This is a genomic window from Bdellovibrionales bacterium, assembly GCA_018266295.1.
Lineage (GTDB): Bacteria > Bdellovibrionota > Bdellovibrionia > Bdellovibrionales > Bdellovibrionaceae > JACMRP01.
In genome coordinates this window covers 1,156,935-1,183,058 of the sequence record JAFEAQ010000011.1, presented here as the reverse complement: position 1 = coordinate 1,183,058, position 26,124 = coordinate 1,156,935, and the positions used below count along the sequence as shown (strand labels likewise).

23 protein-coding genes are annotated in these 26,124 nt (G+C 44.4%); 22 read left to right on the top strand and 1 reads right to left on the bottom strand.

Annotated features, from left to right (window positions below; translation table 11 throughout):
- Positions 1 to 155 precede the first annotated feature (155 nt).
- From JSU04_14495 to JSU04_14445, 11 genes are all read left to right on the top strand, one after another.
- Positions 156 to 2,993, top strand: coding sequence for a tetratricopeptide repeat protein (locus JSU04_14495; protein ID MBS1971516.1), 2,838 nt, complete (start codon positions 156 to 158; stop codon positions 2,991 to 2,993).
- A 7-nt stretch (positions 2,994 to 3,000) separates the two neighbouring features.
- Positions 3,001 to 3,864, top strand: a complete 864-nt coding sequence (locus JSU04_14490; protein ID MBS1971515.1) for a sigma-54-dependent Fis family transcriptional regulator — start codon at positions 3,001 to 3,003, stop codon at positions 3,862 to 3,864.
- A complete protein-coding gene (gene flgB / locus JSU04_14485) occupies positions 3,861 to 4,265 on the top strand; it encodes a flagellar basal body rod protein FlgB (GenBank protein MBS1971514.1) in 405 nt (134 codons plus the stop codon). Before JSU04_14490 ends, flgB begins: the two co-directional genes overlap by 4 nt.
- Positions 4,266 to 4,308: 43 nt before the next feature.
- The gene (flgC, locus tag JSU04_14480) at positions 4,309 to 4,752 is read left to right on the top strand and encodes a flagellar basal body rod protein FlgC (GenBank protein ID MBS1971513.1); all 444 of its coding nucleotides are present in this window, start codon (positions 4,309 to 4,311) and stop codon (positions 4,750 to 4,752) included.
- A gap of 79 nt (positions 4,753 to 4,831) precedes the next feature.
- A complete protein-coding gene (gene fliE / locus JSU04_14475) occupies positions 4,832 to 5,170 on the top strand; it encodes a flagellar hook-basal body complex protein FliE (protein MBS1971512.1) in 339 nt (112 codons plus the stop codon).
- A 24-nt stretch (positions 5,171 to 5,194) separates the two neighbouring features.
- Positions 5,195 to 6,847 carry a flagellar M-ring protein FliF gene (gene fliF, locus JSU04_14470; protein MBS1971511.1) on the top strand — a complete coding sequence of 551 codons (1,653 nt, stop codon included), beginning with the start codon at positions 5,195 to 5,197 and terminating at the stop codon, positions 6,845 to 6,847.
- Positions 6,847 to 7,881: a flagellar motor switch protein FliG gene (gene fliG, locus JSU04_14465; GenBank protein ID MBS1971510.1), complete on the top strand. Its 1,035-nt coding sequence runs from the start codon at positions 6,847 to 6,849 to the stop codon at positions 7,879 to 7,881. Before fliF ends, fliG begins: the two co-directional genes overlap by 1 nt.
- Positions 7,868 to 8,641, top strand: a complete 774-nt coding sequence (locus JSU04_14460) for a flagellar assembly protein (protein MBS1971509.1) — start codon at positions 7,868 to 7,870, stop codon at positions 8,639 to 8,641. The genes fliG and JSU04_14460 overlap by 14 nt, the downstream gene beginning before the upstream one ends.
- A 12-nt stretch (positions 8,642 to 8,653) precedes the next feature.
- Positions 8,654 to 9,982, top strand: a complete 1,329-nt coding sequence (locus tag JSU04_14455) for a FliI/YscN family ATPase (GenBank protein ID MBS1971508.1) — start codon at positions 8,654 to 8,656, stop codon at positions 9,980 to 9,982.
- A 22-nt stretch (positions 9,983 to 10,004) separates the two neighbouring features.
- A complete protein-coding gene (gene fliJ / locus JSU04_14450; GenBank protein MBS1971507.1) occupies positions 10,005 to 10,460 on the top strand; it encodes a flagellar export protein FliJ in 456 nt (151 codons plus the stop codon).
- Positions 10,461 to 10,555: 95 nt separating this feature from the next.
- Entirely contained in the window at positions 10,556 to 11,071 is a 516-nt protein-coding gene (locus JSU04_14445; GenBank protein MBS1971506.1) for a hypothetical protein, read from the top strand.
- On the opposite strand, the gene JSU04_14440 is transcribed toward JSU04_14445, so the two are convergent.
- A complete protein-coding gene (locus JSU04_14440; GenBank protein MBS1971505.1) occupies positions 11,068 to 12,927 on the bottom strand; it encodes a Cache 3/Cache 2 fusion domain-containing protein in 1,860 nt (619 codons plus the stop codon). The genes JSU04_14445 and JSU04_14440 overlap by 4 nt on opposite strands.
- A gap of 242 nt (positions 12,928 to 13,169) precedes the next feature.
- Here JSU04_14440 and JSU04_14435 point away from each other — a divergent pair, with 242 nt between their 5' ends.
- The 11 genes from JSU04_14435 to JSU04_14385 all read left to right on the top strand — a co-directional run bounded on the left by JSU04_14435 (position 13,170) and on the right by JSU04_14385 (position 26,093).
- Positions 13,170 to 14,015: a hypothetical protein gene (locus JSU04_14435; protein ID MBS1971504.1), complete on the top strand. Its 846-nt coding sequence runs from the start codon at positions 13,170 to 13,172 to the stop codon at positions 14,013 to 14,015.
- Between the two features lie 33 nt (positions 14,016 to 14,048).
- Positions 14,049 to 15,956 (top strand): flagellar hook-length control protein FliK, encoded by a 1,908-nt coding sequence (locus JSU04_14430; GenBank protein ID MBS1971503.1) that lies wholly within the window; start codon positions 14,049 to 14,051, stop codon positions 15,954 to 15,956.
- A gap of 24 nt (positions 15,957 to 15,980) precedes the next feature.
- The gene (locus JSU04_14425; GenBank protein MBS1971502.1) at positions 15,981 to 17,015 is read left to right on the top strand and encodes a flagellar hook assembly protein FlgD; all 1,035 of its coding nucleotides are present in this window, start codon (positions 15,981 to 15,983) and stop codon (positions 17,013 to 17,015) included.
- Positions 17,016 to 17,441, top strand: a complete 426-nt coding sequence (locus JSU04_14420) for a hypothetical protein (protein ID MBS1971501.1) — start codon at positions 17,016 to 17,018, stop codon at positions 17,439 to 17,441.
- A 126-nt stretch (positions 17,442 to 17,567) separates the two neighbouring features.
- Positions 17,568 to 18,851: a flagellar hook protein FlgE gene (locus JSU04_14415; GenBank protein MBS1971500.1), complete on the top strand. Its 1,284-nt coding sequence runs from the start codon at positions 17,568 to 17,570 to the stop codon at positions 18,849 to 18,851.
- Between the two features lie 235 nt (positions 18,852 to 19,086).
- Complete coding sequence (locus tag JSU04_14410) at positions 19,087 to 22,875, top strand: DUF4329 domain-containing protein (GenBank protein MBS1971499.1); 3,789 nt, start codon at positions 19,087 to 19,089, stop codon at positions 22,873 to 22,875.
- Positions 22,876 to 22,889: 14 nt separating this feature from the next.
- On the top strand, positions 22,890 to 23,627 hold the full coding sequence (locus JSU04_14405; GenBank protein MBS1971498.1) for a hypothetical protein: 738 nt from the start codon (positions 22,890 to 22,892) through the stop codon (positions 23,625 to 23,627).
- A 148-nt stretch (positions 23,628 to 23,775) separates the two neighbouring features.
- Positions 23,776 to 24,273 carry a hypothetical protein gene (locus JSU04_14400; protein ID MBS1971497.1) on the top strand — a complete coding sequence of 166 codons (498 nt, stop codon included), beginning with the start codon at positions 23,776 to 23,778 and terminating at the stop codon, positions 24,271 to 24,273.
- A 16-nt stretch (positions 24,274 to 24,289) separates the two neighbouring features.
- Positions 24,290 to 24,916, top strand: coding sequence for a hypothetical protein (locus JSU04_14395; GenBank protein ID MBS1971496.1), 627 nt, complete (start codon positions 24,290 to 24,292; stop codon positions 24,914 to 24,916).
- Between the two features lie 95 nt (positions 24,917 to 25,011).
- On the top strand, positions 25,012 to 25,443 hold the full coding sequence (locus tag JSU04_14390) for a hypothetical protein (protein ID MBS1971495.1): 432 nt from the start codon (positions 25,012 to 25,014) through the stop codon (positions 25,441 to 25,443).
- A 161-nt stretch (positions 25,444 to 25,604) separates the two neighbouring features.
- Positions 25,605 to 26,093, top strand: a complete 489-nt coding sequence (locus JSU04_14385) for a hypothetical protein (GenBank protein ID MBS1971494.1) — start codon at positions 25,605 to 25,607, stop codon at positions 26,091 to 26,093.
- The last annotated feature ends 31 nt before the right edge of the window (positions 26,094 to 26,124 follow it).

Genomic DNA, 26,124 nt, shown 5'->3' with positions numbered 1-26,124 from the left:
TGTCATGAGTTTGTCGGACACCGACAAAAATCAATGGGTCATTTTTGCCCAGCTGGAAAATATTTGCCCTGGAGGAAGAAAAGGACCTGGCATTGCTTGTGCATTGGAATTGTTTCGTAGAAGTGTCTTTAAAGTTTGTTCAAGGAGTGAGCAAATTGAAATTCGGTTTCATCGTTGTCAGCCTGCTCGTTAGTCTAGTTTCAGCTTCGTTTGCAAACGCTGCGAAGATCTCCAGCTTGATCGCCGATCAAGGGGACACCGTGCATTTGGAGCTCTCTGGTCAGCAAAACTGGGACTATGACCTTCGTCGAGTTGAAAAATCCGGCAAAAGCTATCTGCAACTGACCGTCGATGCGATGGACGATGCTTCATTGAAGAAACTTCTTTCGTTTAAGAGCGATATGGTGACCAGCGTGTCAGTGGATAAGTCAGGTCCGGACGGCAAGTACATCGTGAGCTTCCAGGTTCCAGGTGATGAAATTGAAAGTTTTGATTATCTCACAGATCAACCATCCCGTTTGATTGTCGATTTTTATGTGAATGCTCAAAACAAAAAGCCTGCAACCACCGCAAAAGCGGCGAAGCCGGCAGCTGCCGCAAAAGCTGCAGAAAATGAAGAAGGCGATGCCCCGACTGAGCTGCCAAAGAAGAACGCTAAGTCTACGGAAACTCCGGCCAAGTCAAAAACTGTAGCGGCAAAAGCTGGCAAAGATGGCAAAACTCGCAAGCCTGCCACTGCGGACGTTCTGGTTGTAAAAAATGACGGTCCCAATTCGCATGACTCGACAGAAAGCCGCTCGGGTCTTTTTGATGGCGGCGATCCGAACTTTGAGCGCTTTACTATTAAAGACTACGAGATCAAAGAAGATGCCATGCTTCGCAGTAAAGAGGGCTACTTTATTCCATATCCGATGATTCGTGCGGAAAATCATTATTGGGAAAGAATGAAGATCGCTTCTCCTATATATGAGATTGCACCGAAACAAACAGATGAAAATAAACAAGCGCGTTTGTTGCTGACGTTGTTTGAGAACAAGCGCTACGCTGTTTACCTCAAGACTGAAGAATGGTTCCAGAAAAAATATCCAGAGTCTGAGTACAATGACTTGGTCGACTTTATGACGGCGGATGTTTACAAAAACCTCTGGCAAGATAAAGAAGATCCAAAGTATTACGAAATCGCGCAAGTAAAGTACAAGCAGGCGATTCAGAAGCATCCAAAATCTCCGTTGGTGGAGCGGACATCTCTGATGTTGGGTAACATGGCTCTTGAAAAAGGCGATTCGATGGATGCGATTCGTCTGTTTAACGAGCACATTGAAAAAGGCTATGCAGGTAAAGCCGATGCCCTTTCAAATGACTTGGCAAAAATCGGAACCGGCATTGCTTACTTGAAACTCAATCGTTATCAAGAAGCTGCTGATATTTTTACGAAGCTGCAAAAGGAAAGTCCTTATAAAGAGATCAAGTCGGAAGCGGCTTATCGCGAAGGCGATGTGTACGTTCAGGCGAAAAATTATCAGAAAGCCGTTGATACATATAAGGACGCGATTAAGAAATACCCTGAGTACCAAAATGAATATCCAAATGCCTTCTACAACCAAGCAGAAGCTTTGTTCGGGATGGGCAACTACCGTCAGGCTTTGGATGCTTACCTAGATTTCATGAAGAAGTTCCCTTCGCATGAGCATGCTGCTTTTGCTATGACTCGCATGGGAGAGTTGCTCGATATTTTGGGCGCCGACAAGTCTCGTGTGATCGGGGCTTATCTGGAAACATATTTCCGCTATGGCGAAAGTAATAATGCGATCATTGCCCGTTTGCGTTTAACAAGCGCGCGCATGAAAGGCATGAAGCCTAAAGAAGCCGACGCGGCAACCAAAGAGATTCTTTCTTTGGTGAAGAAGCTTGATATTCCGAATATTGAACAGTTCGGAACTCTCATGATTGCTGAAGGTTATACAGCTCGCGGTGAACATGAAAAAGCCATCGACCTTTTGACGAAGTACTATCAGCAGAACCCAACAACCGTAGATCGCGACCTTGTTAAGCGCCGTATCGTCGGTAACATCACAGATGAAATTCACGATCAGATCAATGCAGGAGATTTCATCAAAGCTTTGAAAACTCATAGCAAATATGCTGAGAACTGGCTGAAAAATAGCGATCGTATTGATACAAAGTTTTATTTGGCAAACGCTTTTGAAATGGCGGGTGCTCAAGAGCAGGCTGAGAAATATTATCGCGATGTTTTGAATCAAGTGTACGCAATTAAGGGCTCAACTGCGGATAAAGAACTGACGGCAACAAAGCGTAAGCCGAGTGAAGATGAATTGAACTTGCGCTTGGCGAATACGACGTTCCAGCAAAAGAAGTTCAATCAAGCTTATGATTATTTGAGAAATATCAAGAACCCGGAAAACTTGAGCGAAGCTCAGCAGATTGAGCGTGTTCGTGTAGCGGTGGATCTTCTTGAGAAACGTGGCGACCTCGATTCAGCGGTTCGCTATTTGACGGAACTTTTGAAAACTTGGAAAGGCCAAGCTTCTTTAGTAGCCGAACCGTATCTTCGTTTGGCTCAGCTAGAAGTGAAACAAGGCAAACCAGATTCAGCGATTGAGTCTTTGAAGAAAATCGATATTTTGATGAATGACTCAAAAGCAGTTCCAGTGAACGTGCATGCAAAGTCTTTAGAACTTTTAGGTCAGTTGTATCTTGATAAAGGCGACGGTCCTAATGCGATCGCGGCCTTTGATAAATTATTAAGTACTTATGAGGAAACTCGTCCGCTTTCTTCGATTCGTTACAAGCTCGGACAGATTTACTTCAAAAAAGGGGAAGTACAAAAAGCCGCTGATGTTTGGAGCCCTTTGAAAGGGCATAAAAATCAGTTCTGGTACAACCTCGCTCAGGAACAATTAAAAAACTCCGAGTGGCGCGATGATTATAAAAAATATATCCAACGCATTCCCGCAATGTCGAAACAACAGTAGAGGAACTATGTCTGTCATGGATTTTGTGAATTTAGAATTTGCGGATGAAAAAATGAAGCGCTTGCAGGCGTTGTTGCCTGCCGTGCGCTCTTCGCAAGCGAATGTGCTCGTGAGCGGTCCGGCAGGCACAGGCAAAAGCACTTTGGCGAAATATATTTTAGGCCCGACGGATTATATCGGTTTGAGTGCCTATGACCTTGTTGAGGATTTCGACTTCTCGGCGTTCTTTGCGAAAAGCCCTGTCAAAGTTTTCATGATTGAAAACATTGACCGCTTGAGCACGGCTCAGCAAAAGAGTCTCTTTGAGGCTTTGGATGAGTCCTCGGGTCTTGAAAAGTTGCGTATTATTTCCACGAGCCGTGGCGTATTGAAGAATATGGCGCAAAAGGGCCAATTCCGTGAAGATCTGTATTACAGACTTACAGTTCTTAACCTGGAACTCCCGGCTTTGTGTCAAAGAGTGAATGATATAGAAACTCTTGCGAAACACCTCGTCAGTGTCTTTGCTATCATTCATAAAAAATCAGATCTCGCAATCAGCCCTGAGGCGCTTGAAAAGATGAAGATGTGGACTTGGCCGGGAAATATCCGTGAACTTGAAAACGTGTTAGAGCGCGCGGTGATCTTGGCAGAGAACTCAATCGTTCAAGCGGCTCACGTTGCCATTGAAAATAATGAAGAATCTAAAGACAGTACGGAAGAAGCCGTTGGCTTTGCCGGAATGACTTTGTCGCAAGTAGAGCAAAAACTGATTTTGCAAACGTTGCAGATGACAGAGCAAAACCGCACTCGTGCGGCAGAGATCCTCGGTATCAGCATTCGTACCTTGAGAAATAAAATTAACGAGTACAGACAGGCAGGTTTAGTATGAGTAATTTATTCGACAAAACGACCAATGCCCTTCAAACGTCGCTCGCGATGCGCCAGCTCCGTCACTCAGTGACAGCTTCTAACATCGCCAATGCGGAGACCCCGGGATACCATGCGAAGAAAGTGGATTTCGAAGCAGCTCTCGGACGTGCCTTGGACATCGATGGCCTTCGCGGCATGAGCACGACAAGTGGTGATCATATCGCGGTCGGAGGTCCATCGGCGGCGGTTCGCCCGGATGTTTATGAAAATCCGGAAGGAGCGATTAACAATGACGGCAATACAGTCGATCTCGAGAAAGAGATGTCAGCATTGTCTGAGAATGCGATCTTGTACAAAACGGCGTTGCAGTTGATTAATAAAAAAATGGCTGCTCTGAAGTATGCGATCGGTGAGAGATAATAGAAAATAGATAATTGACGGCCCTAACGGGCGGAGGCCAAGGATGGCTGACTTTTTCACAGGGATGAGAATTAGCGGAAGTGGTATGGCGGCGCAAAGAATGCGCATGAATACTATTTCCAGTAACATCGCTAACATCAACACGACCCAGACTCCGGAAGGCGGTCCGTATCGCCGTAAGGATGTGGTTTTCGAGTCGATGCCAGATGCAAAAAGCTTCGGTGAAATCGTTTCTCCGACAGCGGCAAACTCCAATTTCCAGAGAGTCCAGGTCAGCGACATCGTCTCTGATCGCAAAGCTCCATTGCTCAAATATGAGCCGGATCATCCTGATGCAAATTCAGAGGGATATGTTGCATATCCAAACATCAATCTGATGGAAGAAATGACCAATATGATACAGGCAACTCGATCCTACGAGGCTAACGTCTCGGCGATGCAGGCGACGAAAGACCTCGCTCTAAGCAGTCTCGAGATTGGTCGGTAATTGGGGCTAAGTCCTTGAAATGAGTGGTAGATAATTAGACTTCTAGAGTAGAATTATAGAGTAAGGAAAGAGAAAGACCATGGCTGGTTTCACTGTAACAAACGCAAATAAATTCTTAGACACGGGTGCGATTCGTGATTCGAAATCACTGACAATTGATCAACCCATGTCACCAGGTGGATCGGTTGGCGAAGCTCAAGGAAGTTTTGCCGACACTCTGAAGTCCGCGATCGATAACGTCAATCAATTGCAAAAATCATCTGATAAAGCGGCACAAGATTTAGCAACTGGCAGAACTGACAACGTCGCTGATGTGATGATTGCTACTGAAAAAGCAGACATCGCATTGCGTGTGATGGTGCAAGTACGAAACAAGATTATTGATGCTTATCAAGAAATCATGAAGATGCAGGTTTAATTTTAGGACAGCGGAGGACGTACCTTGAATAAGATTTTCGGCGGAATCATAATTCAATTCAGAGAGTTCTTTAAGAACCTTGGTCCAACCAAGAAACTCTCTATTGTAGCTGTCACAGTGATTGCCTTGATCACTTTGTTGACGATGGTGTTCATGGCTTCGGGCCGTGACTATGTGCCATTGTTCACAAACATTGCTCCTGATCAAATCACGACAATGGCTGCAAAGTTGAACGAGAAGAATATCCCGTATCGCTTGAGCGAAGACGGTAAATCCATCAACGTGCCAAAAGAACTTTTGCACTCGACTCAAATGACTTTGATGTCAGAAGTCGGTTCTGCAAAAATGGGTAGCGTGGGTCTTGAGCTTTTCGAGAAGCAAGACTTCGGTATCAACTCTTATGCACAAAAAATCAATTATCAACGCGCCCTTCAAGGTGAGTTGATGAGAGCCATCAACACTTTGACCGCCGTGAAACAATCCAAAGTGATCTTGGCTTTGCCAAATAAGAAAACCTTCCTTGAAGAGGGCGGCCAACCGACAGCCTCTGTTGTATTGGAACTTCATCAGGGGAAAGAACTCAGTGCTGATCAAATCCGTGGTATCCGTTACTTGGTCGCTAACGCCGTAGAAGGCCTCGACGCGGATAGAGTCACTGTTTTGGATGAGCGTGGTAAAGTTCTAACTCGTAAGTCAGACGGCGCTGCCGGCGGTTCTGACGAGTTGATGGATTTGAAAGCTAAAGTTGAAAACGAATTCCAAGACCGCATCGAGTCTATTTTGTCAAAAGTTGTCGGGCACGCGAAAGTCATCGCGAAAGTCGACGCAACTTTGAATCATAGAACTGTGAGCTCTGTGGAAGAACTTGTGGATCCAGATAAGACGGCAATCCGTTCTCAGCAAAGTGAAGAAGAATCTTTGGATGGCGCCCGCACAAATCCAGCCGGGGTTCCAGGTTCTCGTGCCAACTTGCCAGGTGCTGAAGACGCCGGCCAAGTGGGCTTTAAACAAGACGTTAAAAAAGAAATCAAGACAACAAACTTCGAAGTTCCTAAGACAGTTCGTAACGTGAAAGAGGGCGCTGGTAATCTTGAGCGCTTGAGCGTGGCGGTTGTCGTCGACGGGATCACTCAAACAGTGACGAAAGACGACGGGACGACAGAAACCAAGTACGTTCCTCGTTCTGCCGAAGAACTTCAGAAATATGAGTCTCTCGTAAAGAATGCAATCGGATTTAATGCCGCTCGCGGTGACAGTGTTAAAATTGAAAACATCCAGTTCCAGTCTGAAGACTTCTCAGAATCTGAAAAGCTCCTCACGAACTTAGAGCGTAAGAAGTTCATCCATGCTCTCTTCAAATGGGCGTTGTTAGGCTTCACATTGGTTCTTTTCTTCTTCATCGTGGTTCGTCCATTCATGCAATGGATTACAGACAGCTTCCAGGATTCAGTGGAGGAAATGTTGCCGCGAACCATTGAGGAACTCGAAGAATTGCAGTCGGTGGATAATACTCTGCCGGGTATGTCTTCGGCGTTGCCAGTGTTACAGGAGTCTATTGATCCTGAGAAAGCCGAAAGTGAGCTTCTTAAGGACCGTATCATGGGCATCTTGAATCAAGATGAAGAAAAAGCCGGTAATGCGTTTGGTATGTGGTTGGTAAGAAAGGATGATCGATAATGAAACTCGTAAAAGCGGATAATGTTGAGTTCGAGAGTCTTCGCGGCTTCGATAAAGCCGCAATCCTGATCAACTATCTCGGGAAGGACGCTTTGCGCGTTCTTCTTAAACGTTTGGACGACGGGGACATTCGTAAGCTCATCAATCAGATGACGAAGTTCCGTGTAGTGCCTGTTCACGTCACAAAACGTGTTCTTGAAGAATATTACGAAATGATTTCTGAGACCGAAGATTACATCTTCACCGAACAAACTTCGAGCAAAGACGTGATCGTTGATGCTTTGGGTGAAGAGCGTGCCCGCGGTATCCTCGGGGGTTTGAATATTACTTCCGGTGGTCAGCGCTCGCTGGAATCCCTTGAGATGGTTGACGCGAAATCATTGGCTACATTTTTGGTGAATGAGCATCCGCAGACGGTTGCGGTGATCCTCGCTCACTTAGAGCCTGAGAAAAAAGGCGAGGTTCTGAAACGTCTTCCAGAAGCGCTGCAAGCCGAAGTGGTTTTGCGTATGGCGAACTTGGAACACGTCGATCCAGAGCTGATCCGTGAAATCGATAAAGTATTGAAACACCAGTTGGCAAATACAGCGACTGTCGAACAATCCGCACTCGGTGGGGTTCAGCCAGTGGCCGAAATGCTCAACGTTATGGACAAAAACACGGAGACTTCGATCATGTCTCGCCTCGAGGAGAAAGATCCTCTCTTGGCAGAAGAGATTCGCAAGCTCATGTTCGTCTTCGACGACATCGTCAAAATCGACGACCGTGGTATTCAGGCTCTTCTCAAAGAGGTTCCGAACGACAAGCTTTTGCTCGCCCTCAAAACGGCCAGCGAAGATATTCGTACAAAGATCTTCAAAAATATCTCAGCTCGTGCGGCCGAGATGTTGCGCGAAGATTTGGGGAACATGGGACCTTCTCGTCTGTCCGACGTAGAGGGAGCACAACAAGAGATCGTCAATGCGGCTCGCAGACTCGAAGCCGAAGGAAAGATCTTGATTGCACGAGGCGGTTCAGAAGATGCCATGGTCTAGAGCGGTTCTCCCTAAGATTGCTGCCAAAGAAGTGGTGCTTGAGTACGTACCTAAGAAGTTCGAACTCGGCACTCCGAAGCAGGCCCAACAGTACCTCGAGCAGAAGGCTCGTGGCAGCGATTTCCGTTTGAATGAAACAATCCGTATTCAAACCGGCGTTGATGAGATTGAAAAAGCGAGCGAAGAAGAAAAAGTCGAAGCTCGCGCTTTAGAACTTCTGAAAGACGTTCAAGAGGGTGCTTATAAAGAAGCTTACGAGCTCGGTCTGAGCGAAGGCCGTGAAGAAGCGTTCACAAAGTTCTCTAAAGAGATTGAAGAAAAGCTCGGCGACATCGAGAACCTATTGAAATCTCTTGAGGAAGCTAAAACTGAGATCATTAATTTCAATGAAGCTCACATGGTTCAGCTGATTTTCCATATTGCCAATAAACTGGCTCGTGTCGAAGTCGAAAAGAACGATCAAAGCTTGATCGAAGTGCTTCGTGGCGCTGTGACTCTCGCGCAGGACGAAGAGAACGTGACTGTGCGTGTGGCAACTTCTCAGTTTGAGTTCGTTGAAGAAATTAAAAAACAAACGGGCCGTCAATTTGAGTTCTTAAAGAAAATCAAATTCGAGCCAAGTGACGAAATCACTAAGGGTGGCTGTATCGTAGAAACAAACTACGGTGAAGTCGATGCCCGTGTCGAGCAGCGCGTGCAATCCCTGTGGGACACGTTGGCCGAGAATATTCCGAAAGTAAAACCAAAAATTGCCGTTTAATCCGGGAGTAGAATGAGCGCCTACGAGTTGAATCTGGAAAAATACTCCGATCTTCTAAGCACCGTGCATCTGACAAAAGACAGCGGCAAGGTGACCGAAGTGAACGGCATGATCATTAAAGGCTATTTGCCTGGAGCCAGCGTCGGCAGTATTTGTGAGATCACGCCTTCAGGGCTTGAGCGTTCCTTCCTGGCTGAAGTCGTCGGTTTTAAAGACAAACACGTTTTGATGATGCCTCTCAGTGATATGCGAGGCGTGGCTTTGGGTTCAAAAATCGTTTTGGCTCGTCAAATTGCCACGGTGAAAGCCGGTGATGAGCTCCTGGGCCGTGTTGTCGATGGCCTTGGTCGTCCGCTCGATCAACTGGGCGAGCTGGAAAATTTCAAAGAAGTTCCACTTTACAATGAAGTTAGAAATCCTCTCGAAAGAAGTCCGATCCGCAAGCCCCTCGATGTGGGGGTGCGCGCGATCAATGGGCTTTTGACGACAGGACAGGGGCAACGTATCGCCATCATGGCGGGTTCGGGTGTCGGTAAGTCCGTTCTTTTGGGTATGATGGCTCGCTATACCACGGCGGACGTCAACGTGATTGCTTTGATCGGCGAGCGTGGCCGTGAGGTTCGCGAATTTATCGAGCATGATCTCGGTCCTGAAGGGATGAAGAAGTCCATCGTTGTTTGCGTGACAAGCGACCAGAGCCCGCTGCTCCGGATGCGTGGAGCATTTGTGGCGACCGCGATTGCCGAGTACTTTTCTGCAAAAGGTAAAAATGTTCTTTTGATGATGGACTCGGTCACGCGCTTTGCGATGGCCCAGCGGGAAATCGGTCTCAGCACCGGTGAACCGCCGTCTTCAAAGGGTTATACGCCAAGTGTGTTCTCGACATTGCCGAAGCTCTTAGAGCGTGCCGGTTCTTTTGAGGGCGAGGGCAGCATCACGGGTTTTTATACGACGTTGGTGGATGGCGATGACATGAATGATCCTATCGGGGATGCGGTTCGCTCCATCGTCGACGGGCATATTGTTTTGAGTCGTAGTATCGCACAAAAAGGTCACTTCCCGGCGATTGACGTTCTTCAAAGCGCAAGTCGTGTTATGAGAAATGTCAGTTCTCCGGAGCACGTGAAGATGGCGCAGAAAATGCGCGAGATCCTTGCGACCTATCGTGAGGCCGAAGACCTCATTAACATTGGTGCTTACAAACAGGGCTCGAACCCGCGTATTGATAAGGCTGTAAAACTTATCGAAGGCGTGAATCAGTTTTTGAAGCAAGCGGTTGAAGACGGTGCGAGCTTTAATCAGTGCCTTCGCCAAATGCAGGGCCTCTTAGCCAACTACTAGGATCGCTGTAAAATAGGAACACATGAAATTCAAATTCCCGCTGCAGAAAGTTTTAGATCATCGCAAGACCAAGGAAAACTTGGCTCAGAAAGATTTTCAGATTGCGATGAACGATCTTGTGGAGCTGGAAAGCCAACTTCAACGCCTCGAAGAGGCTTTGCACGGCTCGCATCAACGAGCAGGATTGCTCCATGGACAGGGCGGGGCTCAGGGGCCGGCCTTGTCACAAATCAATGAGTTCCAAAGGGGACAAAAGGTCCTTATCCAGCGCCAGCACGGGAAAATCGAGGAACAGAAAAAGGTCGTCGAAGAAAAGCGCGAGCTCTTAAAGCAGGCGGCGGTCGAGACGAAAATCATTAGTAAATTCAAAGAAAAGAAGCTCACCGAGTTCCGCGAAGCCGAGGAAAAGGAAGAGCAGAAGCAGATGGATGAACAGAGCATCCTGCGCTACAGGTCTCCGGAACGCCGCGAAGGCTAATATCTGCCTTGCCAAGGTAAAATCCCAGTGCTAACTCGATAGGCCTCAACCACGAGGTCCCAATGAAAAAGCTCCTAATTGCATTTCTATTCGTCTTGATTCCATTTGCCTCCCAAGCCGCGAGTGTTCTGGACGGCACTTGGAACACGGAAGATGGTTCTAAACAAATCCGTATCAACGAGTTTAACGGTTCCGTCACATTGAGCACGTCGGCGTATTACAACAACGGTGCTTTGGTGACTTGGTTCTTTGATTATAAATTGCCCCAAGGCCGTGATATTCAGCCTGGCGAAACCATCCAGGGCCGCGTTCGCAGTGTGGACGGTTACTACAGCTGCGTCTTTGATGAAAAAGCCGAAGCGAAGTTGGAATCCCCAGGAATTTTGAAAGTTCACTTCCCATTGTTGACCTATCACCGCGAAACTCGTTCAGTCCGTGACGGCAATGGTGGTTACTACCACGAGCGCACTGTTGATTGGACTGGCTGGGGCTGGGTTGAGACGAATTATGGTTTCCCGATTGACCGCTATCGGGTGATCTCGTCAGAGTGTGTTATTGACCAGCGCAATTGGGTGACGAACACTCTGACGAAAACAAACGCGCCTTTTTAGGCAGCGTTGTTTTTTGAGCCAAGCATGTAAGACTCCAGATCTCTGACATTGCTCTCAACTTTATGATTCTGAATTTTGATATCTTCACTGGTGGCAGCAATTTCTTCAGCTGCCGCCGCATTTTCCTGAGATGAACCGTCTAGCTGATTCATGGCTTTATTGATTTCCTGAATACCTGTGGCTTGTTCATCACTTGCACTGGCGATTTCATTGTTTATTTGAGACACCTTTTGGACGGCTTCTACAATTTGCTTCAGAGAGTCGCTTGAGCGATCTGCTATTTGAGTCCCTTGAGTCATCTGAGTTGTTATCTGGTGTATTAACTCTGAAATCTCTTTCGCAGAGTTGGCGCTTCGTTGTGCGAGAGATCTCACAGCATCAGCAACAACAGCAAAGCCTTTTCCCTGTTCGCCTGCGCGGGCCGCTTCTACAGCTGCATTCAATGCCAACAAATTCGTTTGGAAGGCGATATCATCGATGACGTCATTAATATTCTGAATTCGCTTTGAAGATTTAGCCATTTCCTGAATAGAAGCATAAAGTTCTTTAATTTCACCTTCTCCCTTATGCGCAAGGCTGGAGGCTTCAGCCGATAGATTCGCGGCATTCTTAGCATTCTGTGCGTTCGTTTCGACCATAGAACTTACTTCTTCGAGTGAAGCTACAGTTTCTTCGAGCGAAGCGGCTGCACTGCTTGCCGATTGTGAAAGTGAGTTTCCTGCAGAGGAAAGCTGTAAAAGCGAGCCTTGAACCTCTTTTGCGCTTTCTGAAAGACCCAGGCTGATAGAATGAAGTTTGCTGACAATTTTGTGACCGAAAATCCATGAACACAACAGCATCGTGAGGACGGAGACGATTGTCAGGAGCAAAAGGAACCACGCTAAGCGAGTTACCGGCGCCTCTACCTCAGCCTTGTTGACGCTTGCCGCGACAACCCAGTCGAGCTCAGGATAGTATCTGAACACCGCCAGTTTTTTTTGAGCTCTGCCTGTCTCGGCATTGAGCCATTCATACTCGATACTTCCATTTTTCTTTTCGAGAATCTCTCTGAAAATATAGCGTCCTTCGAGATCTGTCTTGTCCAGCATATTCTCGCCAGTTTTAGTAGGATGCAAAACGAAGTTGCCTTTGGAGTCCAAAATATAGAAGTAGCCAGTTTCCAGAAGCTTTTGGGCATGGAGATAATCTTTTACTTTGCTAGAAGCAGTGTCTGGCGTGCCAATAAAGAAAGCTCCGACCACTTTTCCGTCTTTTACAAGAGGTTCATATGTTGTGACATACCAGGATCCGACAACTTTAGCTCGCCCTGTATACATCTTATTCGCGGCAATCGACTTATAGACCTCTGAATCAGCGGGAATATAGGTGCCACTTGTGCGTGAACCATCGGGTCTGGTTACGCTCGTAGCAACTCTGAGTAGTCCTTCAGGAAGGAGCATCATAAAGCTGATCGCGCTTCCGGTTTCTTGGGAAATCTGAGACGCAAGCTCTTGATGGCTTTCGAGGTCTTTTCCCATGTAGAACCAACGTGAAACCACAGCCGTCTTACTAGTTGATGTCACTTGATTGGTGATGGTGACGGAGTGCTTTTCTTCAGAGGTTAAATCCAAATTCTTTTTAACGTGTGGAAGCCAGTAGTCCATAAGGACTTTCTGCCTTTCTATATTTTCTTGATTTGAAATTTGTATTGCAGATTCTGTACCTGAAAGCAGGTGTGAAAGATCAGACATTGTGGCGGTCGTGACAATATTTGAACTCACGTAGAAACTGATAAGGCCACTAAGACTTGTGACCAGTAATGCAATAAGAGTAAAACCAAAGACAAGTTGTTTCTTCAAGCCGATTTTGTTTTTCATAAGCCTACTGTTCGTAATTTTATAAAAAACACTTTAGAGTAACGGTAAATTTTTTTTTACAAAGACCGCGTTTGTTAGCACTTGGCCTTCTTAAGTCTAGGTACGGTGTCCTCGTTACACCACTTTTAAAGTCCAGGAAAAGCTTACAGGATGAGGATTTCAGATCAATTCTCCGTAACAATTTGGTCGAGTCCTGCGCAGATTTTTTGCGGAGGTTGTGAGCAAACGATAAACTGAAAGTAATGAAAACTGGATACGATCAATTCTTCAAGAATGCCCGCAAAGCCGCGACCGACGGTGAAGTCACACGACCGACTCGTCAATTCTCTACTTCCAATGTTCACTTCGAACTTTCAGAAGAAGATATCGAAAAACAATTGAAGCTGCGTATGGGAATGAAACCGACGACTGCGAAGAAAAAGAAAAAACGTAAATCCATTCCTTGGAAAATGGTCGGCGTTTCTTTCTTGGGTTTGATGGTGACGGCTTACGGTTTTCAAAACTACGAACAAGTTGAGCGCTATGTAAAACGCATCGAGATTTCATTCTTGGGATCTGCAAATGCGGAAGAAGCTCCGAAAGCAAAACCTACTGCCGAAGCAAAAGATAAAGCGGCTGCGAAGCCTGAAGGCGGCACTGAAGTTGCGAAGAACGACGTGGCTGCTGCTGAAGGCGGCAAGAAGGCCATGGGCGATGAAGAGATCGATCATCTCTCAAAATTGAATGACAGGAAAAAAGAACTCGATGAGCGCGAAGAAGAGCTCAATCGTATGGAGCAAGAGCTGACAGCGCAAAAGGAAGAACTCGATAAGCGCTTGAAAGATCTTGAAGACGTACGTCGTGGGATCTCGAGTGTGCTTGAAGAAAAAGTAAAAGGTGACGACAAGAAAATCGACACTTTGGTCCAAATGTACTCGGATATGAAGGCCCCGCAAGCGGCTAAAGTCTTTGAGACAATGGACGAGGATTTGGCAGTAGATATACTTGGGCGTATGAAAAAGAAAAATGCCGCTGATATAATGAATCTGTTAAAGCCAGATAAGGCTCAAAGCCTATCTGAGAAGTTTGCAGGGTATAAAAGAAAATAAAACGAATCTTTTTCCAGGGAAGGAGGAAGTGTTTTGTTACCATCAATTGTCGGACCCCCCTTAAAGGGTGTCGCCGACTTCAAGGCTCCTGAGGAGAACGCGAAAGCGACAACCTTACGAGACGAGAAGAAAGCCGGGTCTGATTCCTTTGGCCAAGTGCTGAGCGCAAAAGCAGCACCGGTTCAACCGAAAGCCAAAGACCGGGGCGAGAAAGTTCCGATGCGCGAAAGAACTCCACTCAAAGCCGACAAAGCAGATACGGCGGAGAGACCACAGAGAGCTGAGCGACGAGAATCAGATGAGAAGGTCGAAAAAGTAACGGCGACAAAAGATAACGGGGTACAAAAGAAAAGCAAAGGCAAGAGCGACCGAGAAAATGCGATACTGAACTTCATGGACTCTTTCGAGAGTGAATTCGGTGTCCCTCCCACAAAGATCGTGGAGGCGATGGCAAATCTCAAAGCGAATGACCAAGCGGAATCCCCAGAGACTACAGCAGACCAAGTGATTGGTCAGTTGGATTTGGATGATCAACAAGAAGATCAGGCCAAGTCTATGTATATGGGTTTGCTTGCTCAGCTGGCTCTTATCGATAAACAACCTCAGCAGGCGATGCCTTTGCCGAAGCCAGATGGCCAAGCAGAGCGCATGTTCGGCGGAGCGACGTCCACCATGGGGCTTTCGCACGACCGTTTTGCGTCGGCTCAGGATAAGCGAAGTGCTTTGAATCAGTCCCTTGATAGCATGAATCAGAAGTTTTGGATGAAGGGTGGAGCCGCAGACCATGCCGCTACTGGTATGGATACGCCACTCGCAGACAAGCTTGCGCAGATGAGTCTTCAGGACAAGATCATGCAGCCGCAAGGTTTGCAGATCGATGAGAGCCTGATGAATCAGCGTCTTCAACAGCCGATCGCGGGATTGCAAAATCCAGCGGCGCAGAACATGACTGAAGCCAGTGAGGGCGAAAGCTCTCCAGAAGCGGCTTTGGCGGCTCTGGTTGCGGCGGCTCGTGCAGCCAAGGGAAGTGCTGAGATGAAGGATATGGCTTCAGAATTTGAAGACACATCTAGCGCCGAGGCAAGCACTGCTCCAAGCATTGAAAATGCTCATGGCAAGATGCCGATGAAGGCGGATGCAATGAGTGTCGACGGGGCTTCGCAAAACCAAGCCAAGGGTTTTGAGTTTGGCAAGAACCCTCAGCAGAATATGCAAGGCGATGGTCATCCGTCAGCGGCACATACTGCAAAGGGTGAACTCCAAGCAAAAACCAAATCCGCAGAGAAAGCAGACTTTAAGCAAACTCTCGGACTGGAAGGACTTCAATCTCAGCAAGCTCCATTGAAGCAAGAGGCTTTAGTGGGTGGTGCTGCAGTGGCAGGGGCGCAAGCAGCTCCGATGCCGACGAAAACGGAGAATGAAGCCAACATCAAGCAGTTGATGAATCAAGCCCAATACCTCATTAAAAGAGGTGGCGGCGAGATGAACGTCGAGATGACTCCAGAAGGTTTGGGCAAGATCAATATGAAAGTCTTGGTCCAAGACGGCAAGGTGAACGTTCAGATGGCAGCGGATACTCAAGAGGCTAAGAAAACTCTTGAAAGCGGCCTCTCTGATCTGAAAAACAGCTTGGCGGCTCACAAACTTTCGATGGATCATGTTAAGATAGATGTTGTGGGTAATACAAATACCGACAACAGTGCGCAAAACCAGATGAATCAGAACAATCCTGGTTCGCGAGAGCAAACTCGTCAGTTCTGGAATAATTTCGGAGATAACTTCGGCTCGGGCAACCAAGACCGCAGTTCATTCGCAGATATTCCAAGCTTGAGAGGTTATCCGCGTCCACGTTCTGATAAGGGCATCGAACCTGTTGAAACTGCGAGCGTCAATAAATACGCGGCCGCAGGCAAAGGTAAGGGCTTGAATCTGGTAGCATAATAACATCCAAGGAAGGGTGATTGAATGGGTACAATGGGAGTGAAATTAGGAACGAAAGCATTTGGTGACATCCAAGGGACGACACCGACTGCTGAGATGAATAATCAGACTCGTAATTTATCTGTCGGTGACCAACAAAAAGCCTTTGGTGATGGAAATGCGAATGTCGGCGACATGCTCAACAAATTGGCGGATCCAAATTATGTGGATCCCGCTAAAAAAATGAGAACTGTCGGTAATGACAAATTGGATAAAGATGCATTTTTTAAATTGATGATTGCCCAGATGAAGAATCAGGATCCGACGAATCCATTGAAGAGCCATGAGATGGCGGCGCAATTGGCGAATTTCTCTGGTCTCGAGCAAATGCAGAATATGAATGCAACATTGAGCGAGATGAAAAACGGCATGAAGCCGCAAGAGAACTATCAAGCGTTGAATCTTATTGGTAAAGCGGTGGCAGGGGATTCTTCGAAAGTCACTCGCAATATGAATGATAAAGACCACGATTTCAAATTCAATCTTCCGATGGACGCGACGGATGTAAATATCAAAGTGTACAACGCTGAAGGTGAAGTGGTTCGCTCTTACGACATGAAGGGCCTCAAGAAAGGTGAGAACAAAATTTCTTGGAATGGTCAGAATGATAAAGGGCAGAATCAAAATCCTGGTGACTATCGTTTTGCGATTGAAGCGAAGCAAGGCGAAAAGAAGATTGCAGTGAAAACGGACTTCGATGGAATCATCACTGGCATCAATTATACGCCTGAAGGCCCGGTACTAATGGTCGGGAATCAGTCGATTAAAATGCGCGACGTTCGTAAGATTACAGACCCAAGCCTTATGAGTAACGACCAGAAAGTGACAGATGTTACTGCACAGGACTTGAAGAAAGACGCTCCAACAGAAGAAACTAAAAAAGAGGCAAGTAAAGAGTCTGCGAACAAAGCAGCTCCTTCTGTTGCAGCTAACACAGCCGCACCGATGAAGAGCAACATCATGGATAATGTTGGGCTCTCCAGAGAGATGATGGCGAAGCTAACGAAGGAGATGAAGTAAGTGGACTTGAAGAAGCTACAAGGCTTTGAAGGCTTAATACAACCGACAACCACGGGAGGAGTTAAATCCCCTGTAGGTAAAGATGTCGGGCCTTCCTTCCAAGACACCTTGAACGGTTTGGGCAACTTACAAGGCCCCGCTAAGCAAGGAGCTGCGCAAGCAGCAGTCAAGGACGGGATTAAGTTTTCAAATCACGCGGTGGATAGAATGAGAACGCGTGGAATCACTTTCAGCCCTGAGGATATCTCAAGACTGAGTGAAGCGGTTGGTAAGGCAGCTGCGAAAGGTTCTAAAGACTCGCTGATCTTGATGAATGATTCAGCTTTGATCGTGAGTGTGAAGAACAATACTGTTGTAACCGTGATGGACAAAAATGCTCTGAAGGAGAATGTCTTCACGAATATCGATAGTACAATTGTTATGTAGAAAACAGGCGAGCGGTCGAATATCGCGAGCTTGAGAAAAATTTAATAAAAGGGCCGGACCTCATTGAGGGGGCCCTCCAAAATACGACGGATTCCGAATGAAGACGTCGAATGACATGGAGGTCATATGGGTATTCTTTCATCACTGTACACAGGTGTCTCTGGTATGTCCGCTCAAGGTGAAGCCTTGGGGGTCATCTCTGACAATATCGCCAATGCAAATACCATTGGTTTCAAGGCAAGCCGCGCAGAATTTCAAGATATTATCTCTAAAAACTTAAAAGGTATCCTCGGTGGTAACCAAATCGGTCGCGGTGTTAAGATCGGTGCTGTAAATCCAATTCTCTCTCAAGGTAACGTGGATGCGACAGAAAAAGTGACTGACTTGGCTGTTTCTGGTGACGGTTACTTCAAAGTTCGCGGTTCTGACGGTGATTCATTCACTCGTGATGGCTCTTTCCACTTCGATAAAGAAGGTTACCTCGTAACAAATGACAACCAACGTGTTCAAGGTTTCCAAGCCGACGAAAAAGGCAACATCTTGAATAAAATGGCTGATATCAAATTCCCTCGCGCTCTCATTCCAGCAAAAGGCACAACGGAAGTGAAGTTGGATCTGAACTTGGATTCACGCATGGAAGCGACTAAGAAATTCGATTCTAAAGATCCATATTCGACTTCTCATTACTCTACAGGTGTTGAGATGTACGATTCTCAAGGTAACAAACACTTGCTCAGCATGTTCTTCAATAAAACTGCGGATCGTGAGTGGTCTTTCCACGGTATGGTTGACGGTAAAGAAGTTTCTGGTGGCGAAGAGGGTATCATGTCTCAAGTGTGCGAAGGTAAATTGAAATTTACAGTCGACGGTAAGCTTGAGAGCCAAGAAGTGACGGACTCTCAGTTCAACTTCAAAGGTGGCGCTCTTCAAAATCAAAAAATTAAATTGAACTTCGGTGATGCGATTGCTGAAGGTGGTAAGGGTCTTGACGGTACTAAGCAGTACGGTAAAAACTCTGACTTGATCAGCTGGCATCAAGACGGTGCGGCTGCTGGTACAATCACTTCGTTGTCTTTCAATGACGAAGGGAACTTAACTGCAGTATACTCCAACGGTCAGGCAGCTGACTTGGCACAGATTGCACTTGCTAAGTTCGAGAACCCAGAAGCTCTCTTCAAAGTCGGTAACAACCGTTTGAAAGAATCTAGAGACTCTGGCGGTCCTTCAATGGGTGCTCCGGGCGCTTCTGGTCGCGGTAAACTCTTCGCGAAGTCTCTCGAGCGTTCAACGGTCGACTTGGCAACAGAGTTCGTAAACATGATCCAAAACCAACGTGGCTTCCAAGCCAACGCGAAAACAATCACGACAACTGACGAATTGCTCAACGAAGTAATCCAGTTGAAGAGATAATAAGTAGCGCCTAGTTAGTAAGTAATAAGTTAGTAATGACCTCAACCCCTCGAGAGTGATGACTCGAGGGGTTTTTTTGTTTTTGTCGCGAACGAAACGTTTTCGCTGAATCTCTCTTGATGGTTTTGTCTGGACCTGAGTCTATTAATTTCGAAACTCATTTACCTTTCGAACATCTTCGATAAATCTCAATCCTGTTTATAAAGTTAATGTGTTTATGAAATGGAGATGAGATTTGTTAAAAATATTTTTTATAATTTTAGTGGTTGGTTTTAGTCATTTTTCTCACGCGTTAGATAAGTCGCCACGCAAAAGCATAGGCCTGAATGCCATTCAGATTAATTCTTCTAATCTAAGCGGGATGGTAAATGACGTATACTATACTGTAGATCTCGGTAAGTCTGTTTACATTCAGCTACAACTAAATCGTTTGCCGGAAGGAAATTATTTGAGAGTTTTTGATGTGACGCCTTCGCATCACGCAAGCAATTTTCGGACAATTTACACCGGCGGTGACAGTTGCGTAGGAAACTTCTTTAATGGACCTTATTGCACTCATTATGCCTCTTTTACCCCAACTGCTACGGAGGTAGGTGATTATGTTTATCCGATCATTATGACCGTGCAGCCATGGACTGTTACCCCTGCTGGAGATTACACCCCAGGCACAATTCAGGACATTGAGTTTGATGTTCATATTAATACTAAGGCATCCGCACCAGAGACTGAAACATGCGAAAAGGGATCTATTGTTAAAGTTGATAGCCAAACTCTGGGTGAAGTAGTTCCTGTGGCGGGAACGAACTTTGATTTGTACTACTCAACCTCAATGTCGAGTTATTTTAGTAGTAATCGACTGCCAACTAACCCCTATTTCAGAAGTGACGTATTTACTATTTCTGTACAGCACTTCTACGACTATGCTCAAAGTAAGCTTTTTCTCGGTACTGGTTCTGCTGTGAATGCCTATTCACAGCTTTTACCAACCGGAAATAGGATGGTCGTGAGTCCCAGTGGAGATGAAGTCTATATTTTCGACTCTCTAGGAAAACATCTTGAAACGAAGACATTTCTAACTGGAGCTACAAAATATACTTTTTGGTATGATAGCAATAGCCATTTAGCTTCAATTATCGATGCCTTTGGAAAACAAACCACTTTTTTTCGAAATACTAGTGGCTATTTAACTGGCATACAGGGCCCTTACGGACAAACGACTTCTTTAGTAGTGAATTCAAGTGGTTTAACTACGAGTATTACTAATCCCAATAGTGAAATATATTATCTGACTTATAAAACTGGGACAGATTTACTTGAGACTTTCCAAAAACCTGGCGGGCAGACCTCCACTTTTACCTATACCGCAGATGGCAGGCTTACTAAAGATTTGGGTGCAGGTGGAAATTTTTGGTTACTAGCAAGAGACATAAGCACGCCTAATATTTCTGTTGCGAAAAGTTCAGGCTTAGGCAGGCAGTCGTCATATACAATCGTAGCGGATGCTTTGGGCTTCACAAGAGAAGAGGTCACGCCATTTGGATTGACGAATACTTATTCTGAAAGCATTACCGAATCTAAAGTCTCCAACTCTATTGGAGGGACAAGAACAGATCTTATGTCTGATGAAAGATTTCATTCTCTTTACTGGCGCCCATCCTATTCTGGGAAAAAGATGGGTAGTGTTGAGAGTATTACATATTATGGGCAAACGGTAAATTTTCCAACTGGTGTCACTGATCCATTTGGGTTTACATCAATTGTTAGAACCGCAAATACTAGAGGTAGAATAACAACTTCAACGTATACTGCCGCAACAAAGACATTGAATGAAGTTTCACATGAAGGTGCAACAGCTACTACTGTATACAACTCTTACGAGCAGCCAGTAAGTCAGCAGACAGGCAGTGATACCCCGTGGACTTTCTCTTATGATGCCGATGGCCGTCCAAGCCAGCTAACTCAAGGATCTAAGAACACTCTGACATATACTTATAATACCGCTGGGTATGTACAAAGCGTAACCAATGCGCTAAGTGAAGTTACAAGTTATATCTACGATCTTGCGGGCCGAGTGACACAAGTTACTTTGCCGGATACTCGCGTAGTATCTTATAGCTATGATGCTAATGGAAATTTAACGAGTGTAACTCCTCCGAGTAAGCCTGCACATAACTTTACATTTAATCTCTTTGAGACACTTGATACTTATTCTCCACCTGCTCTTAGCGGGTTGACCAATAAGAATACAACATATGCTTACAATCTTGATAAGCAGTTGACGAAAATTACTCGCCCAGATTTGCAGGAAGTAAATTATAACTACAATAGCACTACGGGACAGATCTCCAGCATTCAGCTTCCGACCGGAAGCTACACATACACTTTTAAGACAAATGAAGATCGTATAGACAATATTAGTTCACCAGATGATTTTAATAGTAAATTCGGTTACTACGGATATAAGATCGCGAGTGACGCTCTCAGAAAGACCTCCACAAATTTTCTATATGGTTTAACGAGCTTTACTTACGATGCCGACCATCGGTTGAGCTCAAGAACCGTGCGCGGAAATCTGTCGACCGATACATCAACAATTAACTATACATACAACAATGACGATCAGCTGACTACGGTCGGTGATATGGCCTTGACCTACGAATATCCGTCAGGACGTCTCAGCACGACTTCCATTGGTAAAATCACGGACTCGAGAACATATGATGCATATGGAAACTTACAGACCTACACAGCTACTTACACTCCGACAAGTGGCAGTCCGCAAACGCTTTATTCTTATACATTCACTAGAGATGCTCTAAGTAGAATTGCTACTAAGACAGAAACGATTCAAGGAGTTACGGATGTTTATGCTTATTCTTATGATAGCGCAGGACGCTTAACTCAGGTTTTGAAGAATACGGCTTTGTATAGTTCTTATACTTATGACTCGAATGGGAATAGAACAAGCGGAACTACGGCGGGGACAGCATTTACTGCGACCTATGATGACCAAGATAGACTTCTGACGTATAACACGCGTTCTTATTCATACAATGCGAACGGGGATTTGACGCAGATCCAATGGACTCCGACTACGCAAAGTACTTATACATACGATGCCATCGGAAATTTGAAGCAAGCGGTTCTTACTTCGGGTAATAACATCACTTATAGCTATGATGGTTTAAATCGGAGAGCTTTGAAGTTGGATGGAACCACTTTGAAGTTCCGGTATTTGTATGAAGATAAATATCGAGTCTCTGCTCAAGTTAACAATTCTGGACAAATCTTGAAGGCGTATGTTTACGCAACTGATATTAATGTTGCTGACTACATGACGGTAAGCGGAGTTACATACCGACTTATAAAAGATCATCTTGGGTCTCCAAGACTCGTCGTCAATGTGAGCGACGGAACTGTGATTCAACGTATGGACTACAATGATCTTGGTGAGGCAGTAGCCGATACAAATGGAGGATTTCAGCCGTTTGGATTCGCCGGTGGACTTTACGATGCCCAAACAAAATTAGTGAAGTTCGGAGCACGTGATTACGACGCTAGGGCAGCGGGAAGATGGACGGCGAAAGATCCAATTAGGTTCTCAGGAGACAGTGCAAATTTGTATAGCTATACCTTTGCAGATCCAGTAAATTTTATGGATATCGATGGACTTAAACCGGGAGACAAATTTAAAACTGCTAGAGAAGCCGCACAAGATGCAATTAAGTATGTGAACGATCAATCCATAAGAGAAGATATAGAATATGCAGGAACTGTAAATATTAATTCCGATGGTACTTACAGCGCTACTGATCCTCAAGGTGGTGGCAAGCATAAATCGGATTTTATGGTTGATAAAGAGAAATGCAAAGCTATTTATCATACTCATGGTGCCGATTCTCCTGGATGGGATGACGAAAATTTTTCAGCAAAAGATAAGGCCGAGGCGAGGCGTTTTAAGCTACCTAGTTATCTAGGAACACCATCAGGGAAAATAAAGGTTTATAAACCAAATAGCCGATAAAAGAGGAATTTCAGGTGAAGTTTAATTTTAAATCGATCATTTTATGGTCTGGGATGATTCTGCTTACCAATTTAGCATTGGCCAACCCCAGTGAGAAACTAGTCCAAGAAGATAAATTTTTAAAGCCATACATAGAGCAAATTAAAAAAGAGATGAGTGAAGAAGATAAGCTACAGATGAAAAAAATGTCTCAAGATGAGTTGGACCTACTTCATCATGAAAAAGGCCTATCTATTAGAAATCAATGGTTGCGGGGGCCGAATCAAGATGAAAATCTTAAAAAGTATTTTTCGCAACAAGGTATAAGCCAAGTTGATGATATGAGTGGAAAAATACTTGAGAGCTTGTGGAGAGACCTTCAGAAAGAGCTAAGTCCTTCTGAAAGAAAGAAATTCGAGAAGAATAGGGATACTCGAAAAAAGGAATCTGAAGCCTATGAGTTAATAATTAAATCATGTTCTGAAAATTTAAAAGATAAGGCTGGCGAACTAAAAAAATGTTACTTTGAATCTAAATCTAATTTTGATCTAAACTACATAACAAATATTAGAATTAGTAAAAAAGGTTCCATAGGTCAAATTGAATACTTGCCAGCAGCAGATAGCGCTCTAAAAGATTGCCTCTCAAAGGTTATTTTAAAAATGAAGATGGTGAGATTTTCAGTGAGAGAGAATGTGAATGCCTTTGTAGCAGACGAGCTAAACTGTGATCTAAAAGAACGAAGAGATCTGTTAGATCCTACTAAATTTTAAATTTAATTTATTTGTCGCAAAGTGGCAAAGTAGTACTCGATATTACTCCTGCTCGTGTCAAAACTGTAAATCCTGGTAAGGGATTTGGTGAGAAAAGGCCACCTACGGCGCAAGAACTACAGTGGTTGAATTCAGTTAAAGGAAAGTAATGAAAAATAGTCTTCAGACTTCGGTTCAGGATTTAATGGGAAATTTTGCTGATTCTATTACTGTATTATTTCCCATTCTTAAGAGAGCTGAAATTGTAGATGAAAATTTAGAAGGTTATGATGGATGGGACTTGGTTTCAGAGTCTCTATATGAAGCCCTTGTGAAAGACTCTATAAAATGTAGTCTTTCGCAAACAGATAGAGAAGAAGTCTCAATTCCAAAGTACGGATTTGATTTGAATAGCGTAAAAGGGGAGTCTTTTATTAAGATCTCTACCGAGCTTCCTTCTGAAGCTGGAAAAGTATTTTGTTTTATTAGATATGGCACATCTCCAAAGCTTCATAAGATTCCATCGGTAGTTATTGTAAAGGAAGTTTTATCTGATGAAAGTCTTTCTGAGTTTCGAGTACTTCAGTCTCCAGACGTCAAGTATACGTGTTCTTTATTCATAAAAGGACAGCGAAGAATTATTGATAAGATGACTATCGAAAACTAACTATTCACCAAAAAGTATGGCAATTAAAATCGATACCTTAAAGGTGAAAGACTCTAATTGGAATCTGTACTGGGATAAGATTCACCTTTTGCAGAAAAAGATTAATTCAAAATTTTTCATCGAATTGCAAGAGCTGGCAACCTCCAAGTTGAGCAATACCCGAAAGATTTTGCCGGACATACTTAGAGCCACCCCACACTCTAGTCAGCTTTATAAAAAATCAGAAGCGCTTTTGTTGAAGATGTTAAAATCGGAAACGAGTCCTTCGGTCGTCGCAAGTATCGGGTTTGCAAACATTGATTTAAGAAGTCTGAAGCTGGCAAAAGAGATGGCACAGTTTGCAAATAGTAAAAATTCTCAGGTCCGTTTTAGTGTTATCCGTGCGACTGATAGCTTTAGATCTGCGGAGTTCCTTAAAATCCTTCTAGCCATGACTAAAGATAGAAGCCCGATGATTCGTGAGTGGGCTCAGTTCACAATTGCTAATACATATGTTGCTGATAAAAGAATGCGAATTCAGATGCGGTTAAAACTAAAAGCGGTTTTTACGAAGTTGTCTAATGATAAAAATTCAGCAGTACGTAAAGTGGCTAAAGATATACTAGAAAAGTTTTATTCAGATAGGACGAAAAATAAAAATTAAGGGTGAAATCTTCGTTTGCCTTCGCTCGATTGGGTCATGACTGGAGCTTCATTAGATCAAGGAAAAGGAGTTCCTGACAAAAATACGGGTTTTAAATGGTTCCGTTAGCTAAATATATAAGGATAGCCTTTATGAGGTATAGAATAAATTTTAGCATTTGGTGCGTTGGGCTTTTTTGCTCATGTGGTTTTAGTCCAGTAAAACCAGAGGACAGTAATCGACAAGATTTTTGCCAAGAAAAATTTTCCCCGAATGCTAAAATGACTGAAAAAATGGGTTCTCAAAAAAGTGGCGGTGATGAGTCAATTGCAATCGATTATATAAGCGGATTTGCTTGCATGGTTGAGAAAGATCCAAGGATAAATTGCCCGAATGGTATGACTGAAATTTCAGGACCAGGGTATGAAGGTTGGTGTACTTCTAAAGTTTATCCTCTAAGTGACCTATGTATTCAGCCTGGAATCAAGCAATCTAAATTTAAGAAAGCATGGGTAGATAAGTACTGTGCTAGTAAAGGCTTAAAGTAGAAATATAGAAGCTTTTTTGGAATTCATCGTGATCAATCTTTAAAAGGACGGAGGAATGCATTGGCGGTTCTTTTGTTGGTCTAGTGCAAATGGTTTTGGTAAGATAATGGCAAAACTTTTTTGTCAGCTAGTTGCGCCAGATATAATTTAGAGGAGATGTATTGAAAAGCTTCATTTTTTTTCTAGTAGTTGTATTTAGCTTAAACGTGAATGCTCACACAATGAGTGAAGATAAAATAGTCGATACCTATTCTGAGATGGAGAAACAATACAAAAATTTTCTCAGAGATACCTTAAGTAATCGACGGCAATTTGAGTCTTTCGTTGAGGGAGAGTTTGAACCTGCGGTTAAAGCAATGAAAGAAGATTTAGATAAAAAGACATGCGAGAAATGCATTTCACCATACTTGAGATCTCTTTCATTACTAGAGGGAAGTGCATCCGAGTCATTGACTTATGGTCTCATGGATATTGTGCGGAGACACTCTGACAAAGTTGCAAAGGCCTGCAAGACCTTAAAGGTTCGTGATGTTAAAAAGTTGAGAATTCGTTTTTTTACTGTTTTTGATTACATGAAAGAAGAAAAAAATAATTCAAATGAAATTGCAAGTCTTAAAGAAATTCTTCAGCCTTGTATAAATGAAAATTGAAATCTTGCTATTTAAGAAATCGATATTAAAC